A 17332-nucleotide genomic window follows, 5' to 3' on the forward strand; every position below is an offset into this window, starting at 1 on the left:
GGCTCACGTCTGAGTGCCACTTCTTAATATATATCTGAAAAATTTAAAGAAAACACCCCAAGTATGATGCAGTAAGCATCCGAAAACATGAGTAATATTAATTTACATAACTTTACTTTTAGCGATATCGCTTATCATGTTTTGGCATTTTCTCGCGCATTTCTTGCAAGTAAGCAATGAATATATCCAGCTGCTCTTGGCTTTTAGCAAAAGGCCGACCTGTAAAATCGTCCACTAAAAACCCGTGCCCCTCCACAAATAAAAAGTGGTCGGCTTCTACATGATATTTATATTCCTCAAGGGACATAGTTTCTAAACTATCAATTTGACGATCATCTAAATATTCATTACGCAATGTTGTCATATCGTTCATATTCTTAATCCTATATTGGTTATTATTCACTCTAAATGATTCTTTCTAGTAAAATCGCTACTTTTGCTATCCCACCAGTACCACCTAGTAATAATCCATTTTAAAACAAATAATTAAAGTGGTTTTCAATGTGGTTTGATTGTTTATTAACCTAGCCCACCTATACCGATTTATGTATAGGTGGTATAGCTATAATTTTACCTGTACCTTTTGCTATACCAACCTTAAAGCCTTTATTTATCAGTACATCATCGGTATTGGGTTAGGTGGTACAGCAAATTGCTTGTGCATGTGTTATGTAAATAGCTTTTCAGTCTTTTCCCCCAATATTGCCGCAAACGAGGCTTTTATTTCATCGATAGCAGGGAGATCATAATATCGCCCATTGCCTCTATCAGAACGTCCAGCGACTTGAATCCCCAACGTCCTCATAATTCGCCCAACAGTGGAACGCGCTGCAGGTGGCTTTATATTTTCTCCGTTAGCCTCACTCCAAAGCATAAAAGAGTCCACCAACTCAGTTGCATAAATCCTATTTTGGGATTTAAACGGCTGCTGGCTCCATAACTCGCTGTAGAAGAATTGATAGACAGGCGGCATACTGGCTAGTTTTTCTTCCACTAATGCAGCGGTAACAGGGGCACGTCTTGGATCAAAATTCACTAGGTCATAAGACAATAACCACGCTAATAATTTCTGTGCGCCATTGTCATTTATCCACTGGTGTAAACGGTCAAAATAACCTTTGTTTTGTGCATAAATAATATCGGGTTCTAACACAAGGTAACGCCTTTCCCGTAAGCCGGCATTAATTACCCTGTCGCGGTTACTGGCGAATATAAAACGGGCATAGTTCGGCATGATTTCGGGATCTTTACCCTTTCTCTCTAAGTTAACGGTCTCCTCACTGATAATTGCCTTTAGCTTTTCTGCTGTGCGCCCATCAGTTAAATCAGCCTCATCCACAAACACAAATAACTTATTAGCTATGGTACTGTTAAAGCGTCCTGCTATTTGGCCAGAACCATTCACTTGAATAGCGTACATGCCTAGTATTTCTAACAATGGGCGAACCATTGACCCCTTACCTGTTCCCTCTATGGATTTCATCACAATGGCAACAGAGGGCTTTTCTTCCGGCTTTTGAAACAAATGAGCTAACCAACCAATAAGGTATTGATAGGTTTCACTATCCCCTGCACAAATCACTTTTTCTAAGTGTTCAAGGTAAGGTGTTACATCACCCGCAACGGCTTCAACACTCAACCCTGTGTACAGGTTATAGACTTCTCTCGGGCAATTCTCAGGATTGGGGTAAAAACCCACACCACCTAACAATTTTGAATGCCCCGGCCAATTAAGCCATGCCTCCCCCAAACGACGAGCCGCAACACGCCCCTGATCGAGAAAATTATTTCTGAATGAATTCAATGTTTGAAAACAGTGTGTTTCACCAGTAACAGGGTTAGGGCGCATACTGACTACATGATGATCACCAAACGCATAAACATGCGTATAGGTTTTATTGACTTCATCAAGTAGTTCAACATCTTCATTAGTGATGCGCGTACCATCACCCAATCGATTAGGATCAATAACTTCTTTTGGCTGCTCATATTCGTGTGGCCATAAATAATCAGCTCGAGCTGTATCCGATAATACTTTTAGTAACTCGCTTTCGCTGATGTGTTCTAAGACAAGGCATTTCCGCTTTTCTTCGGCTTTATCTGGATGTTTAGCTGATTGATAACCTTGCTCAATAAACCAATCAGGCGTGATATCCCCATCCATCACCAAAGAACGCATACAAACCGCTAAAGCATTTAAACGGTGATTTTGCTGGTAACGTATAATTGAAGCGTCTGTATCGGCTTTTTGTGGTGGTGTGCCTCTTTTCACCCATAAATAAACCGTAGCGAATAAAGAATCTGACCATTCAGGTAGTTTTTTATGTCCGGCTATACTCATTTTTTCACCCCGCTGGACATGGTGAATTTACCGATTAACGGATGAAACCAGTATTTACTGCCAATTTTACGCTTAGCCCCTTTGATAATAATGGTTGCCGCTTCTCTGAATTTAGCCTCGTTAACAATTAATTGATTACCTTGACGTACCACCAGCACACCACAATTTTTTGCCAATAGTTCCGCCTTGCTGGTGGATAAACCCATTTCTGCAGCTATTGTAGTTAATGGACTCATACCCTCTGGTATAGAATGTTTACGCTGCATTGAGGCTATAACTTGCTCCAGTTCAGTTAAACGCACTTCATATTGGTGAACTTTTTCAGTTAATTGGTTGAATTGTAATTTACTGATCATGTTTCACCTCTCTACGCTGAATTTCATATTGAGCAGTTAATAGGTTTTGCTGTATGCCACACATGATACGAGGCAAATACATCATTAAATCACTTAATCCACTGAGGTGGTCTCTGGCTTGTTGGTCTGTGTAATCCTCAGAATTTAATGAATGAAAAGTTAGTTGACCTACAGCTTTCATACCCAAAGCTAGCCCTATACAGGCTTCCTCCGAATCACGAGCAATAGCCTTTAATTCCTGAGTACTGAGTAACCTTAAATCATTACGGAGAACAACATCATAAATATCAGCCATGTTAACCCCCTTGACGAATACGAGCAGAGAATAAGCAAGGGGAATCAGGCAGCATAGAACGGGCTTCTTGTTCGTTAGTTGCTTCAACCAAGAAATATTTAAATTGCTGGCATGAGAAAAAACGCCATAGGAATTTAGGGTGAGTTTGGGTAGACTTATACATAGCCATATCGTAAGACTCCATTACGTTGTGGTTAAACGCCTCGATAGTGTTAGCGCACTTCGGGGCGTTGCTATTTCTGTTACCTATAAAACCAAAAGTGAACACCACCAATATATTTAAAGGTGAACACCACGTCAATGTTTTTTTATGAAATAATTTCGTATATACTGAACACCACCTATAAGATGGAGATCCAATAATGGCAACAGGAAGAAAGAATAATAAATCACTACAAGTATCAGTTAGACTACCTTTAGAAGATTTAGAGCTAATAGAAGCATTAAAAATTGATGGTGAGAGCACCGCTGGTTTTTTAATCATGGCAGCTAAAGCAGAGATCAAACGCAGGCAACACAAAGCCAAACAATCAGGTGAATAATTAACAATCAATCGTCGCTGAACTAGGATATTGAATAAATTTGCGTTATTATCGCTATTGTCATTGGCACAATGATTTATAAAGTTGTTGTTTGAAGAGGTAGCATTCGCAGTGCTACCTTTTTTATTTGCTATAATCATCAAATCACCTCCCCATGAAGTAAATCAGGCTGGTACTTTTTCCATAATTCCGATTCTTCACGCTGTAAATCAGCTTTCTTTTGCTTGCATGACTGGAGTTCTCGACCATGTTGAGATGATGTAATTTTGTATTGCTGCTGACGTTTGGTTAAATCATTCAGTTCACCAAATGGAACACCATACGCGCCAGTTTTACGGATAGATGGAATAACACCCCTGAATACCCAGTTAGTGAAACGGTGCGCGAATGTACCTTTAGTAATCGCCTTACGGCTACGAGCAATTAGTTTATAGAAACCAGACTCTGCTATAACCTGCCTGTTCGGATTTCCCTGAATACCATAACTTAAAGTTACAGTATTTTTTTCATCCAAATCTAAAGCATTTAATGCCTTACTAGGGTTGGTAATTCCTAGTGCATCACAAACATCCTTAGCAACGAACCACGGATCATTATTAATTTTAACTATCCGTACCTCTACCCCCTCAAATCGAATAACGGAAATATCATCTGAGTTAATATTTAAAATAGTCTCTTCACTGAATTTAGAGTGAGCGAAGCCGCCAGCAATTAAGCTGTTATTTTTCTTTTTCATATTATTTATTCCTGATCTGCGGTTTCTTTTTTCTTACGGCTATATGGGTTATTGATATCTTCGACTGATGGCGGATTACGAACCCATAAAAGTAAGTCACTAAGTAACCATGCACAGGAGTTACGGCCTAATGGCTTTCTGGCAGGAAATTTATTAGCTTTTTCTAGCGTATAGGCGGTGGTGCGTGAAATAGATGTAATACGTTGACGATCTTTTTCACGGATCAGGCGGTCATATTGTTCGCCATACTCAGAAAGGATAGAGCGACGCTCTTCTGGTGTTGGTGTTAAGAATTGTTTTGTCATGTAACCCTCACTGTATTTGTGTTTTCGTGAGGGTATTTTTTCAGTTAAAAATATCAATAACAACCCATTGAAACTTAATGAATTAATCTAAGTATAAGACTAACAAAGAAACAATCTAAGAGTAATTTTTTATAGTTTACTATTAGATATTTCCATCTCCATTTTATCTATGAAAAAATCACTAGCTAATTTTTCTATAAACGGTTTCACTGTCTGAGTGAAAGAAAAAGAATCTTGTTCCGAATCAGGATATAAAGCAAATACAATCACTCTTACTGGGATTTTAACATTAAGGGTATCAGCCCATTTCATTAAGTCCAAATATGGTATAACTTTGTATTTAATTATTTTTTCCCTAACTACTTTCCATTTGTTAAATTTTATTGGTTCAGCTTCAGTATTCCATTCAAGCTCATCCCGCCACCTTGCTAATAATTTAGAAAAATTATTTATTAGTAATTCATCTGGATAACTTAGATCAATATCAATCCAACAACCAAAATTTGATATTAGACTAATGCTATCATTTGCCCTAGCTTGAATTAGACCATGATAGTCTTCCCCATTTTTCATAATTTCTTCACATTCATCATCACTTATAAATATTGGTTTTCCTTTTCTATCCCCATTTTGATCATTCATGATTGACATTGTTTGTATCAGTCGTCTCGATAAAGGATTTATTCCAGTCTCACAACTCAGCACATTACAAGACTCAAGATGTTTAAAATATTTAACTTCAAATTCACTTTTATCATTGTTTGATTTTTCAAAAGATACATTCCCACCATTTTCCATATACCATAATATAGTATCAATATCACAATTAATATCTTTTAAATCAATTCTAAACTCTAATTGTTTCAATAGCTCAACATCGGATAAATAAGATAAGCATTCATAATTATCCAAGTTAAATTCTTTAGCAATATCTTTTAAATTATTTATTTTCTTCATTTTTAATAATCTCTTTTTTAAATTTATCCAATGATTGAAAACATAAAACATTATTTAAAAATGGAATAATAGTTTGAGAAAAAACAATAGAATCCTTTTCTCCATCTGGAAATAAAGAAACGGTTAGCACACCATTTGTTATAGAGTTGCCAGTGGCCTTAGCCCATGATTTTAAATCAATTAATGGGATTATCTTATACTCTAATATCTTTTTTCTAACACTGTTCCAGTCTCCAGATATCGGTCTTTTAGGCTCTGGTAAATTCAGTTCTTTTCTCCATATAGGAAGTAAATTTGTTATATTCTCAATGAGATATTCATCTCGACAAGTGAGATCTAAACTTATCATAACCTGTTCTTCTAAATCATTTATTTTATTTATAGGTTCACGCATTACCGACCAAAAAGACCCATCATCCTTATCCAATAATTCTTTAATGTAGTCTTCATCTAGTGCTATCGGTTTATCCTTACAATATCCATCGCTAGCATCTAATTTATTTAAAAATAAAATATCAAATCGTGTTAAAGGCTTTACCCCATCTAAATAACTCATATTTAATATTTTTAATTTTTCCTTTTTTATATACTCATTCTCTTTTTTCAGAAAAGAATCATCTCCTTGTAATTCATTAAATGGATCACCCAAACTATTGTTCATTGGATAATTTTGACCTTTAACAAGCCCATATTCGGGATAATCTGTTAGCTTTTTCTCTGTATCAAAATCTAAATCCTCACTACGCCAATATAGCTGCCTAAACAAATCCCTATCACTTAAAAGGTGTAAAGAATCATAATTTTTCAAATTAAAATATTTTGGTAGATTATTTTTATTTTTTATTCTCATAGCTATCTCACTTTTAATATAATAATATTATCAGACTTATTATAAATTAAATTTAATCTATCACACCACTTATTCAAAGCATCAAGCTTTTCAGGTAGATACTGGCTCCTGTTATAAATTGCCATGATACCCGGCAATGAGTGCCCTAGTAGTTGTTCTACAATATGAGGAGATATTCCCATATCATTTAACTTAGTTGCAAATGTTCGCCTTAAATCATGGAAAGTCCAAGGCTCTAAATGTTCAAACTTCTTCCATAATATACGCCCAAATTGGGAAATAGTTTCGGGGTTTTTTAACTCACCCAACAAATAACCTGTATTTTTATTTAGGCCATATAACTCATTAATAAACTCTCTAATAAATATAGGAATCGGACGAATTATTTTTTCATCTGTTTTCGTGTGCTCTCTTGGCACAGTCCAAAGCCAATTGTTAAAATCCCATTCTTTCCACTCTGATAATCTAGCCTCATGGGAGCGACAACCAAAAACAATTAATATTCTTATTAAGTAATTATAATAAGGAATATGCTTTTTCTCATTGGCGGATTTCCATAACTGACCTAATTCATTATCAGTTAATACCCTATCCCTTTTATTTTGTTTTTTTCCTACATCAGGAATAGTTAAATCATCGAGTGCGCTACTAATTGCATATCGTCTAACTCTACAAAATTTTAATGCCTGTTTGCACATTTGAAATATATAGCCAGTTGCAACCGGGGATTCTTTTCGTGCTCGGTCAAAACATTTGAGCCAGTAGCGAGTTTCACAGTCACTTAAAGCCATTTCACCAATATAAGGGTAAATGTGTTTCTCTAACTGCGCTATATGCCGAACAACATTAGCTCTGTTGTCTTTGGCATAGTTTTCAATCCAATATTCTAAAGCGTCTCTAACAGTTACTGGTTTCAAGGAGGATTGTACGTCAAGATTTAGTTGTAACTTTGGATCTTTCCCTGATGCTAACCAATTACGACATTTATCTCGTAGTTCCCTAGCTTCTTTTAAACTCATATCAGGGTAGCGACCTAGCGTTAGACGGTTTAACTTCTTACCATCTAATCTATAGGTGAAAACCCAGCTTACGCCACCAGCAACAGATACCTTAGCACTAAGCCCTGCTCCATCAGCCACGAACTCAATTTTAGATACAGGCTTGCCATAAAGGGCTTTAACCTTTTTATCACTCAATTTATTTAGTTCATTTGCCATGATAATCCAGATTGTTTATACAAATGTTTATACATAGTCTGATGTAAGAATACGAAAACGTCAATAAACACTGGAACAATATACAGTAAAGGATTTAATTATCCATTTGATTTTATTGTATATTTAGATAACATCAGATAGCATGAAAACTAAAAAAATGAAAATACGGCATGAACTAATCCTAGTCGGTTAATGCAGTGTTTTTGTAGGCCCTCACTGTGATGCAGTGAGGGCTTTTTATTATCAAACTGAGGATAAATGAAACTGCTGTACCGCCTGTTGCAATTCTTGGGTTTGGTACGTTAATGAATTGGCTACTGTCGCAACCTGCTCAACTAAAGACGCGTTTTGCTGCGTGACTCCATCCATCTGAGTGATTGCTGCCCCAACCTGAGCTATCCCTTTACTTTGCTCTTCAGAAGCCACTGTGATTTGTTTCATTACCGCAGTCACCTGATTAATCCCTTGCAAAATATTCTCCATCGTTTTGCCCATTTCATTAACTAACCCGGTTCCCTTTTCTACACAAGCTCCTGAGTCTGCAATTAACCGCTCAATTTCCATTGCCGCATCAGCACTATGACTCGCAAGTTTACGAACTTCTGCCGCAACTACCATGAAACCTCTGCCGTGTACACCAGCTCGAGCCGCCTCAATTGAAGCATTCAGCGCTAAAATATTAGTTTGAAAACTAATATTGTTAATCATGTTAATAATATCCGCAATTTTTTGTGAGCTTTGAGAAATCTCCGTCATGGTCATGACCACCGAGCCAACAATTTCACTCCCTTTATTAGCCACCACAAATGCCTTACCCGCTAATTGATTAGCTTGATGGGTATTTTCCATATTTAGCTGAACAGCAGCCGTGATCTCTTCCATACTCGTTGCCGTTTCTTCGAGTGCAGCCGCTTGCTCTTCGGTACGCGATGAAAGCTCATTATTTCCATTTGAAATCTCATTAGCACCCAGATAAATATTTTCACTTCCTTGTCGGATTGCATTGACCGACTCACTCAAGTCTTTTCTCATACCTTCAAGTATTGGAAATAATTTCCCTACACAATTATTTCCGAATGGCTGCACAGAATGGCTTAAATTTCCTGTGGCGATATTAATGAAATGCTGCCTCAATAATCCTAATGGTTTTTGCATCATCTCTACCATATAACGGTCAGTAAAAATAAGCATAAAAATCCCTAATATTGCAGTGACAACCATGACCATTCTTGTCATATCGATCACTTTATCGACCTGTTCTTGAGCTTGGTTAATGAATTCTTCCGCTGTCTGGTTGAATTTTTGCATTGACGCGCCAAAAGCTCGGCTCAATGCAGGAGTGACATTATGGGCGTGAGACAAATATTTATTCGCATCGCTTTCCATACTAAGGGCTAATTGAGGCTTCACGCCATCACTCAGTAGTGATTGCCAATTGTTAATTAACTGTTCTGCTATTTCAGGAGTCATTGGCCCAGGAGAAATCGACTTCATCTGCTCTAAATATTTTTCCATATTGGACATCGCCTCTTTAACGGGCCCGTAGTCCACTGTTTTGCCTTCACTTTTACTTTCCATTACCCGGGTTAGCCGGGTGACAAAACGAAAATATTGATCATTGCCTTGACTGATCACTGTCATTTGTTTCACTAACAGCCTATCAATGTTATTTCCATCTGCAATACGTGATAGCGCCCAACCGCTGTATACGTTCGTTCCCCCCAAGATCGCACACAAAATACTTAATAAAACTAAGACCACAGTGCGAATGGAGTAATTTCGAAGTTTCTGCATAGAATTTCTCTTTTGGTGGGATAATCTGACAATATTTAACTTTATCGGCTCTATAGAAAAATATTTTAACTGCTGGATTTGGCCCCCTTTCACTCTTTGCAGGTAAAATTACTTACATTTCAAGAGGGTTACTATTTGATCTTGAGGATCAGAGAAAATTAAAAATTTGAAATTAATATGAGTAATTTGAAGTGGATCGCTAAATGTGAGCATCCTACTTGAATAAACGAGCCATTCCGTTCGCTATTTTCATACCTAAATTCGCGTAAAAATCACCATCCTCTTAATAATATATGCCACCTAAGTCAATAAATTATTTCCACTTAAATCAAATAATTAGGCATGTTATGAATTGGTTTAAATTAATTGATCTTGAAGTTAATAACAATATAATAATATTGATTATCATTTGCATTATCATTATAAAAGGCAAACCTACTCCAATGAAAAATATTTCCTCCGTTGGAAACAACATGGTTAAATTTAAGCCAAAATTTATGTGTTTCATTACGTTATCAACACTTTCTTTTGCGACTCATGCACACAATAAAGAGCTAGAGCTATCGCAGCTTCAAGATGCTACCAATGCAATTGAGCTACAAGATAGCTATGCACGACCTGACTACGTTGAAATAGAGCGTTTGCGAGATACCAAACAAATTATTGTTATTTCAAAGGAAGATATTCAAGGTAAGGGAAATCGTACAATTTCTGATGTGCTTAAATCCGTTCCTGGTATTAGTGTCGATACCTCTGGGCAAGGAAATATAGACTTGCGAGGACAAGGGGCCGAAACCTCACAACGTAATCTACAAGTATTACTTGATGGGGCTCCAATTACGACATTAGCAAATCACCCTTATACGACTAACTACGATATTATTCCCGTAGAACAACTTGAGCGTATTGAAATTATTCCCGGCGGTGGAAGCGTTATCTACGGCTCAGGGACTGCTGGTGGAGTCATTAATATCACTTCGAATCTGAGAAGTATGGCTAACCCCAAAACAAGTGTTTTATCTGAATGGAACTCAGAAGGATATCGCTTGAATGCTAATTTGGGTGCTCGGGTTAGCGATAAGTTTTCAATTTTAGGTACAGCAAGCAAACTAAACCGAGACCTTTACTATAAAGATACTTACCGTAATTCAGAATATTATTCATTAGGTGGAAGATGGGATTTCACTCCAAATCAAAGCCTCATGTTACGAGGAAGCCATCTCACAGAAAGCTCTCAATACGTCAAAACACTGACCTCACGTAATATCAAAAAATTTGGTAAGGACTATGTTCCACCAGATAAAACCGTCACCGTCGGCATTGATGAGAATGGTAAGCTAATTAAAAAAACGATCAGCGGTTATTTGATCGGTGACCGCGAGGTGGATAGCTATAATTTAAGTTACCAAAATGCATTTACGGATAAACTCAATTTTGCTACTGACGTTTTCTATACTGATGGTTTTTATACTAATAATGCCAACTGGGAACAAAAAGTTAATCAAAAAAGTCATGGTACAAAAATTAAATTAGATATTGGCTATCTTGATGATAGTAATCTACTTTTAGGCGTCGATTATGCAAAACAAAAGGCGTCTATTCATTATATTGGGAGTTATAAAAAAGACACTAAAGGCCGGTATTATGGAATTCCTCATAATTTCGATTATGATAAAACAACAAAGGCAATTTATGCCCTTAACAGCCTGAAGTCAGATCAATTCGTTTTTACTCAAGGGCTAAGACGTGAATTGGCCGAATGGTCATTTGATAAAAGTGGCACAGTAAATGGGTCAGGCACATCAGACCGTTGGAATACCGCTGCTGAACTTTCTCTTGCTTACCTTTATCGCGATACAGGCCGAGTTTATGGCCGATATGAACGTGGCTACACCCTTCCTGACGGCTTGCAAATTAGTGACCAATCTGTCGTTAATGGTGAGAAAATTTACACTCCGACTAAGGCCGAAGATGAAAAATATGACTTATTTGAGGTCGGTTTAAGAGACAAGTTAGCGTTTAGTACTGTCAATGTCACGTTCTGGACATCCAATACGAATAATCAGCTAAATCGTATTTATCTCACTAGTGTCAACGATGCTAAGACAATGAATTTGCTGAAAACTCGCCGTTGGGGAGCAGATGTTGACTTCCAGCAAACACTCGGCGATTTCACGTTCCAAGAGTCTTATTCATGGCTTAGAGGACGCTCAGATTACAACAGTCATGGTCGCCATTTTTTGGAAGAAAATGGTAAAAATACCATCGACTATACTAAAAGTGGCTTGACGAAAGTGCCTGAGCACTCCGTTAAACTAAAAGTAAAATATGACTTTACTGAAGATTTATCAGGAGATATTCAATACACCTATTACGGTTCGTACAATAATTTTCTCTCCGATGCCAATAAAGAGGAAGACGGTGTTGTGAAATCTCGCGAACTTATCGACCTTAGTATTCGTTATGTCCCTGTTGAACATATTGAATTATATGGCGGAGTCACTAACTTGATGAACAAAACTTACTATGACTACGTTACCGCAGGCTATGGCTCATTGATCCCCGGAAATGAGCGCTCATTCTTTGCAGGTATTAAAGCGACATATTGATTTAAACAGGAAACGTATCAGTGACTATACATACGCCTTTTCATTATAAACTCGCTTTAGCGGTGTCACTCGTTATCCATATCATTGCCATTATGTTCATCGCCCTACAAACAGGTAGGGCGCTACCCATGGTGGAAGGTGTAGAAACGATGACACTATCCCTTGGAGGACCAATGGGATCTCAAGGGGGCTCAGGCTTGCCTAGTAACAAAAGTCAGTCGCAGAGGCAAGAAGCTATATCGGAGCAAACCTCTAGCACCAACCCCGCATCTCAACAGAAAGTGACAAGTGAATCTCAACCCAGTAAAAGTAAAATACCGTCTAAAACTCAACCTAAAAATGAGGCTGTTCCTGTAAATATACCTATTGATAATACCGTTGAATCCCCATTACTTGCACAAAAGACAAAAGTAATAACAAAACCTAGGCCGGTTCAACCTATTCTCAAACCTGAGCAGGAAAAACAAGAAAGAAAAATTCAAAGAATAGATAATTCCACCCATCAAATAACGCAGTCAAACTCACAAGCAAAAACACAAGTAAAGCCGTCCAATTCAACGGCTGAAAGTGATTATTACTCGAGTTCATTGGTATCAAAAAATAGTCAAAGTGGCCAAGGTATGAATACCTTATCGGGTAATAGTCAGTTTGTAGCAAATGGAGATGGCAGCTATACCGCACTTGGTTCGAATGGAATTTCCTATACCATTTTACAAGATGCAATCCCCAAATATCCAAAAGAAGCTCGCGCTTTGGGTTATACAAAAGTTGTTAAAGTACAAATCCGGCTATTAGTTGGATTAGATGGCCAAGTTGAGTCCATAGAAATATTGAATAGCAAAATTCCTGATTTAGGCTTTAAAGAAGAAGCGATGAAAGCAATAAAAAAAATGACGTTTAAACCCATCATTTACCAAGGACAAAGCATTAAAATGTATTTTAAGAAAACCATCATTTTTCAGTATTAATACATTATCAATATTATCAGACTTATTCATTAAATAGAAAAAAGGTACAGTAAAATCCGACTGTACCTTTGCAGTTAACTATATAATAAATTTAAAAATTAACGGTATATCGGTAATAAATTAAACTGCGCTAAGAGTTGGCAAACAATACCTAACACGCCAAAGGCGATAACAGCATAAATTAATCCTTTTCCACCCCATACTTTGAATCTTGAATCGGGAAAGCGCTCTCTTACTTTTAATGCCATAATTGCAGGACAAATAATCGCCCAGATACATGCAGCCATACCTGCATAAGCAATTGCAATTAAAAAACCGTTTGGAAATAACATGCAAAGAATAAGTGGAGGTAAAAAACATAACAATGCTGATTTCATTCGACCTGATGGGTTATCTTTAAAGTTCAATGAGGCAAGAATGTAGTCAAATAACCCTATAGCAACCCCTAAGAATGAACAAAATACTGCGCTGATAGAAAACCACAGCAAGAACGTTGCAATATGCTTACTATTAAGAACGGCATATAGCGATTCAATAAATGCATCTAAATTACCACCTTTATTAATAATAGTTAAAAACTCAGGTCTAGGTAAATTCCCCATCGTGCCTAGTATCCATAAGAAATACAGAACTAAAGCTAAGATACACCCAATAATACAGCTCTTAACAACTTTTCTTTCATTCTCATGATATAACTTATATAAACTGCAAACATTACCATGATAACCAAAAGAAGTGATCGCATAGGGAATAATAATAAAAACAAATGGCAGTAATGATGCCTGCCCACCTTCTACTGGCGATGTTAATAGTAAGTCTGTTTTAACAATAAGAAATAGGCCAGAGAAAGCCAGGATAAACAACACTATTTTAATGAATAAAAATAATGAAGTTAAACGACTAGCTCCAACACCACTCCACCAAATACTCGCACCTAATATTAATGTAAAAAATACAAATATTAGTCTTAAATTAATATTATACCCATAAATAGCGGCTGCTTCTTTTATAACAGAACCTGCTGCTGATATATAAGCATAAATTAATATATAAAGAACAAATATCAATGCTATATTTGCAATATAACAAGCCCATTTTGGTAATAATTCTTTAGAGATAAAAAAATAATTTGTTCCTGCTCCATATTTGGATATACATTCTAGAATATAAATTCCAGAGTGAAACATAAAAAAGCAAACAATTAATAAAATAACTACAGAGTTAATAAACCAAGCTCCTGCCATAATAGTAGGCAAACTAAACATCCCCGCCCCTATCATTGCACCGCCTAGCACAAAACCCCCTACCATTATGGAGGGTTCTTTCTTGGCTGCTAAATTCTTCATGGTATTCACCTTAAGAATAAGGATAAGGTTCCCGCATTGCACGGGAACCACAAGAGCTACCTATTATTTAATTGGTTTTAATCTTGCTGTGAAGTGTCTTAATACGGGTGGTTCATATTCAAAATCAAGACCTTTCAGGGTTGCAAACTTATCTTTTAATCCAATAAGAGCATCTGCAATATAATCCATATGGTCATTGGTATATACACGTCTCGCAATTGTTAATCGCATAAATTCCATATCTGCATGTTTTTGTTTACCTGTTTCAGGGTCTCGTCCTAATAAGAATGAGCCAATTTCAACGGCACGCACACCTGACTCTAAATACAATGCATTAATAACAGCTTGGGCAGGGAATTGATCGCCCGGAATATGTGGAACAAGTTTTTTACAATCAACGAATACCGCATGACCACCTGTAGGATACTGAATTGAAATTCCCCCTTCACGCAAGCGGTCTCCTAAATATTTAACTTGTCCTATACGATAATGCAGATATTCTTCCCCAGCGCCTTCCTCAAGCCCCTGTACCATAGCTGCCATATCACGACCAGCCAATCCACCATAGGTCACGAAACCTTCCATTGGTACACAACGCTGTCTTGCCAGAGTAAAGATTTTTTCATCATTTTTAATACAAACCAAACCACCTATATTTAATAAAGGGTCTTTCTTCGCTGACATCGTTAATGCATCAGCATACTTATACATATCAAGAATAATTTCTTTAATAGTGGCATTTTTATATTTAGGATCACGTTCTTTAATAAAATATGCATTTTCACAGAAGCGCGCAGAGTCCATAACAACAAAAATATTATGTTGTTTTGCAATTTCATATACTTCTTTCAAGTTAGCCATAGATACAGGCTGACCACCGGCACTATTACAAGTGATGGTAGAAACAATCGCTACAACGTTTTCGGCGCCATGCTGTGCAATATTATCTTTCAATTTTTGAATATCAAAGTTACCTTTCCAGTCATAATAAGTATCTGAGTCATAGGCTTTTTCGGTAACAATATTGATTGCTTTACAATGGTTTAATTCAACGTGTGCTGCTGTTGTGTCAAAGTGGAAGTTAGAAATAAATACCGGTTTTTTCGCTCCCCCTTGTTCCTGCTTGACTTTTAATAATACAGGGAACAGCATATTTTCAGCGCCACGACCTTGGTGAGCTGGGATCACATAGTCGTAATCGAACATCTCTTTAACTTTATCTTTTAAATCATAATAGTTACGAGATCCTGCATACGCCTCATCCCCTGTGATCATTGCCGCCCACTGATGATCACTCATGGCGTTGGTGCCTGAATCCGTTAATAAGTCAATATATACCGCACTACTTGGCAGTAAAAATGGGTTATATCCCGCTTCTTTTAAAGCGGCTTCACGCTCTTCTCGACTTGGAATACGGATATTTTCTACCATTTTAATACGGAATGGTTCTACAATTCTTTTAGCCATGATAATACCTTTAATTTTTCATTAAATAATAAAAATAGAAAATAGAAATTCGAGCTTATAAAAAATAAGCTAACGACTATTCAAAGTAAGAAAAAAGGATTATGTGTTTGGGAAAAAGAAGGCTAAAGAAATGTCCATATTGAACCATTTCTTCATATAGAAGAAATACCTTGATATTAGTGATTCGTTTAACAAGAACATACTATGACTCCTATCAACGAGGAATTAGTACAGCTAACTACACTATATATATAACAGTTATATTATTAATGTCATCTAAATTGTCATTTTTTTGTACTTATATCACACTATTAGTGAAAGAAGCTAAGACAACTTGATTTAAGTCACAGTATCACTTCCATATCATAAAAAAGAATTTAATATTATTAAATTCCATTTAATTATACTTAAGAAAATAAGTATGCATGATGTAAAAAATTAATTAAACAGGTTAATTTAACTTAAACAATAATAGAATTAAGTTAAATGGGTAAAATATTTTTATTCTATTTTACCCATTTTTCAAATAATTAATAACTACTGTGCATCTTTACCGTATTTAGGTGATCGAGGCCCATATAGAATTCCATTAGGTTTACCAGCAGACAATAACCTAGCACTTGTTACACCCGCAATTGTATAACTTTTATCTGTCATAGTATCCGCAATTTGATTTATGACGGCTGTAACTAACATACCAATAATACCGCTAGAGGATGAATTATTTTCAGTACTCGATGCCGTTGCTGAACCACTCCATAATAATGTTCCAGTTTTTGCATCAATAAGCTTTGCATCCGCAGTAACACGCGTGTCACTTGCTATAACCTGATAACTTGTCCCATATTCTGTAATATTTAGGTAAAGAACAGCATCATTACCAAATATTTCATGTAATTTTGCAGGTGAAACCGCCTGAATATCCCCCGCATTTACCATCCCATTTTGCTTAAATGTTTCTTCCACTACCGCCACAGGAAAAACATAGTACCCAGCTTCCGCTAAAGGTAGAGCAGTTTGAGATAGTAAACTATGGCTAGCTTGAACTTCTGGTGAACTATTTTGTGGTAACAACACCAAAATACTTTTAGGCTTACTTTGATTAAATGCTGTGTAGTCAAATTTAGTTGGTTGCGCACACCCCGATAGCAGCCAAACCATAACTAATCCAGTCAGCATAAGTAAATTTTTCATTTTACCTTTCCTTTATTCTTCATTAGAAAATCCATGTAAGCTGCGGATTCTGGGTACAATGACTTTTCAGCATTAAATTCCTGCATAGCAAGGTCAATAGCACCAGTTGTTGAATACAATAGCCCTAAATGCGCATGTAAACCCGGAGGGGTCGATAATCCTTTTGCTTTACTCATTTCCAAATTCTTTTTCAGTGCTTGAATTTGCTCTTGAGGACCAGTCTCTGTTTGCTGATAATATTGATAAACCGTTGTTTGATAGCCATCCCAGTTATATAACGGTTTAGGTTCTTTCACACAACCATTTAATAAAATAGTCCCTGCTAAAATAATCAATAACTTAAATTTCATCATAT

18 protein-coding genes are annotated in these 17332 nt (G+C 36.6%); 3 read left to right on the top strand and 15 right to left on the bottom strand.

Annotated elements, in window-relative coordinates; all coding sequences use genetic code 11:
- Positions 1-118: 118 nt before the first annotated feature.
- The 5 genes from ACLPIE_RS00775 to ACLPIE_RS00795 all read right to left on the bottom strand — a co-directional run bounded on the left by ACLPIE_RS00775 (position 119) and on the right by ACLPIE_RS00795 (position 3161).
- Positions 119-373, bottom strand: a complete 255-nt coding sequence (locus tag ACLPIE_RS00775) for a hypothetical protein (RefSeq protein ID WP_140171483.1) — start codon at positions 371-373, stop codon at positions 119-121.
- Positions 374-667: 294 nt separating this feature from the next.
- Entirely contained in the window at positions 668-2341 is a 1674-nt protein-coding gene (locus ACLPIE_RS00780) for a primase-helicase family protein (RefSeq protein ID WP_430258755.1), read from the bottom strand.
- Positions 2338-2697 carry a hypothetical protein gene (locus ACLPIE_RS00785; RefSeq protein ID WP_430258757.1) on the bottom strand — a complete coding sequence of 120 codons (360 nt, stop codon included), beginning with the start codon at positions 2695-2697 and terminating at the stop codon, positions 2338-2340. The genes ACLPIE_RS00780 and ACLPIE_RS00785 overlap by 4 nt, the downstream gene beginning before the upstream one ends.
- Entirely contained in the window at positions 2687-2992 is a 306-nt protein-coding gene (locus tag ACLPIE_RS00790; protein ID WP_369096130.1) for a hypothetical protein, read from the bottom strand. Before ACLPIE_RS00790 ends, ACLPIE_RS00785 begins: the two co-directional genes overlap by 11 nt.
- Before the next feature lies 1 nt (position 2993).
- Positions 2994-3161 (bottom strand): host cell division inhibitor Icd-like protein, encoded by a 168-nt coding sequence (locus tag ACLPIE_RS00795; RefSeq protein WP_180359489.1) that lies wholly within the window; start codon positions 3159-3161, stop codon positions 2994-2996.
- Positions 3162-3354: 193 nt separating this feature from the next.
- Between ACLPIE_RS00795 and ACLPIE_RS00800 the strand changes: the two genes are divergently transcribed.
- Positions 3355-3534, top strand: a complete 180-nt coding sequence (locus ACLPIE_RS00800) for a YlcI/YnfO family protein (protein WP_430258759.1) — start codon at positions 3355-3357, stop codon at positions 3532-3534.
- 139 nt (positions 3535-3673) lie between these two features.
- On the opposite strand, the gene ACLPIE_RS00805 is transcribed toward ACLPIE_RS00800, so the two are convergent.
- The 6 genes from ACLPIE_RS00805 to ACLPIE_RS00830 form a co-directional block, all read right to left on the bottom strand.
- Entirely contained in the window at positions 3674-4270 is a 597-nt protein-coding gene (locus ACLPIE_RS00805; RefSeq protein ID WP_430258761.1) for a BRO-N domain-containing protein, read from the bottom strand.
- Positions 4271-4275: 5 nt separating this feature from the next.
- Positions 4276-4575, bottom strand: a complete 300-nt coding sequence (locus ACLPIE_RS00810) for a helix-turn-helix transcriptional regulator (protein ID WP_140171477.1) — start codon at positions 4573-4575, stop codon at positions 4276-4278.
- Between the two features lie 129 nt (positions 4576-4704).
- Entirely contained in the window at positions 4705-5532 is an 828-nt protein-coding gene (locus tag ACLPIE_RS00815) for a DUF6387 family protein (RefSeq protein WP_430258764.1), read from the bottom strand.
- Positions 5516-6382 (bottom strand): DUF6387 family protein, encoded by an 867-nt coding sequence (locus ACLPIE_RS00820; protein ID WP_430258766.1) that lies wholly within the window; start codon positions 6380-6382, stop codon positions 5516-5518. The genes ACLPIE_RS00815 and ACLPIE_RS00820 overlap by 17 nt, the downstream gene beginning before the upstream one ends.
- Before the next feature lie 2 nt (positions 6383-6384).
- The gene (locus ACLPIE_RS00825) at positions 6385-7599 is read right to left on the bottom strand and encodes a tyrosine-type recombinase/integrase (RefSeq protein WP_430258767.1); all 1215 of its coding nucleotides are present in this window, start codon (positions 7597-7599) and stop codon (positions 6385-6387) included.
- Positions 7600-7842: 243 nt separating this feature from the next.
- On the bottom strand, positions 7843-9393 hold the full coding sequence (locus ACLPIE_RS00830; protein ID WP_430258769.1) for a methyl-accepting chemotaxis protein: 1551 nt from the start codon (positions 9391-9393) through the stop codon (positions 7843-7845).
- Between the two features lie 473 nt (positions 9394-9866).
- Between ACLPIE_RS00830 and ACLPIE_RS00835 the strand changes: the two genes are divergently transcribed.
- Together ACLPIE_RS00835 and ACLPIE_RS00840 are read left to right on the top strand one after the other, a co-directional pair.
- Positions 9867-12002, top strand: a complete 2136-nt coding sequence (locus tag ACLPIE_RS00835) for a TonB-dependent receptor (protein ID WP_430258771.1) — start codon at positions 9867-9869, stop codon at positions 12000-12002.
- A gap of 20 nt (positions 12003-12022) precedes the next feature.
- Positions 12023-12970, top strand: coding sequence for an energy transducer TonB (locus tag ACLPIE_RS00840; RefSeq protein ID WP_430258773.1), 948 nt, complete (start codon positions 12023-12025; stop codon positions 12968-12970).
- A gap of 98 nt (positions 12971-13068) precedes the next feature.
- Here the strand turns inward: ACLPIE_RS00840 and ACLPIE_RS00845 are convergent, their stop codons facing one another.
- The 4 genes from ACLPIE_RS00845 to ACLPIE_RS00860 form a co-directional block, all read right to left on the bottom strand.
- Positions 13069-14316, bottom strand: a complete 1248-nt coding sequence (locus ACLPIE_RS00845) for an aromatic amino acid transporter (RefSeq protein WP_430258775.1) — start codon at positions 14314-14316, stop codon at positions 13069-13071.
- Positions 14317-14379: 63 nt separating this feature from the next.
- A complete protein-coding gene (locus ACLPIE_RS00850; protein ID WP_430258777.1) occupies positions 14380-15783 on the bottom strand; it encodes a tryptophanase in 1404 nt (467 codons plus the stop codon).
- A gap of 537 nt (positions 15784-16320) precedes the next feature.
- Entirely contained in the window at positions 16321-16977 is a 657-nt protein-coding gene (locus ACLPIE_RS00855; RefSeq protein ID WP_430258779.1) for a DUF799 domain-containing protein, read from the bottom strand.
- Positions 16974-17330 carry a DUF4810 domain-containing protein gene (locus tag ACLPIE_RS00860; protein ID WP_430258781.1) on the bottom strand — a complete coding sequence of 119 codons (357 nt, stop codon included), beginning with the start codon at positions 17328-17330 and terminating at the stop codon, positions 16974-16976. Before ACLPIE_RS00860 ends, ACLPIE_RS00855 begins: the two co-directional genes overlap by 4 nt.
- Between the last annotated feature and the right edge of the window lie 2 nt (positions 17331-17332).

Source organism: Providencia sp. Me31A, assembly GCF_050487165.1.
Taxonomy (GTDB): Bacteria; Pseudomonadota; Gammaproteobacteria; order Enterobacterales; family Enterobacteriaceae; genus Providencia.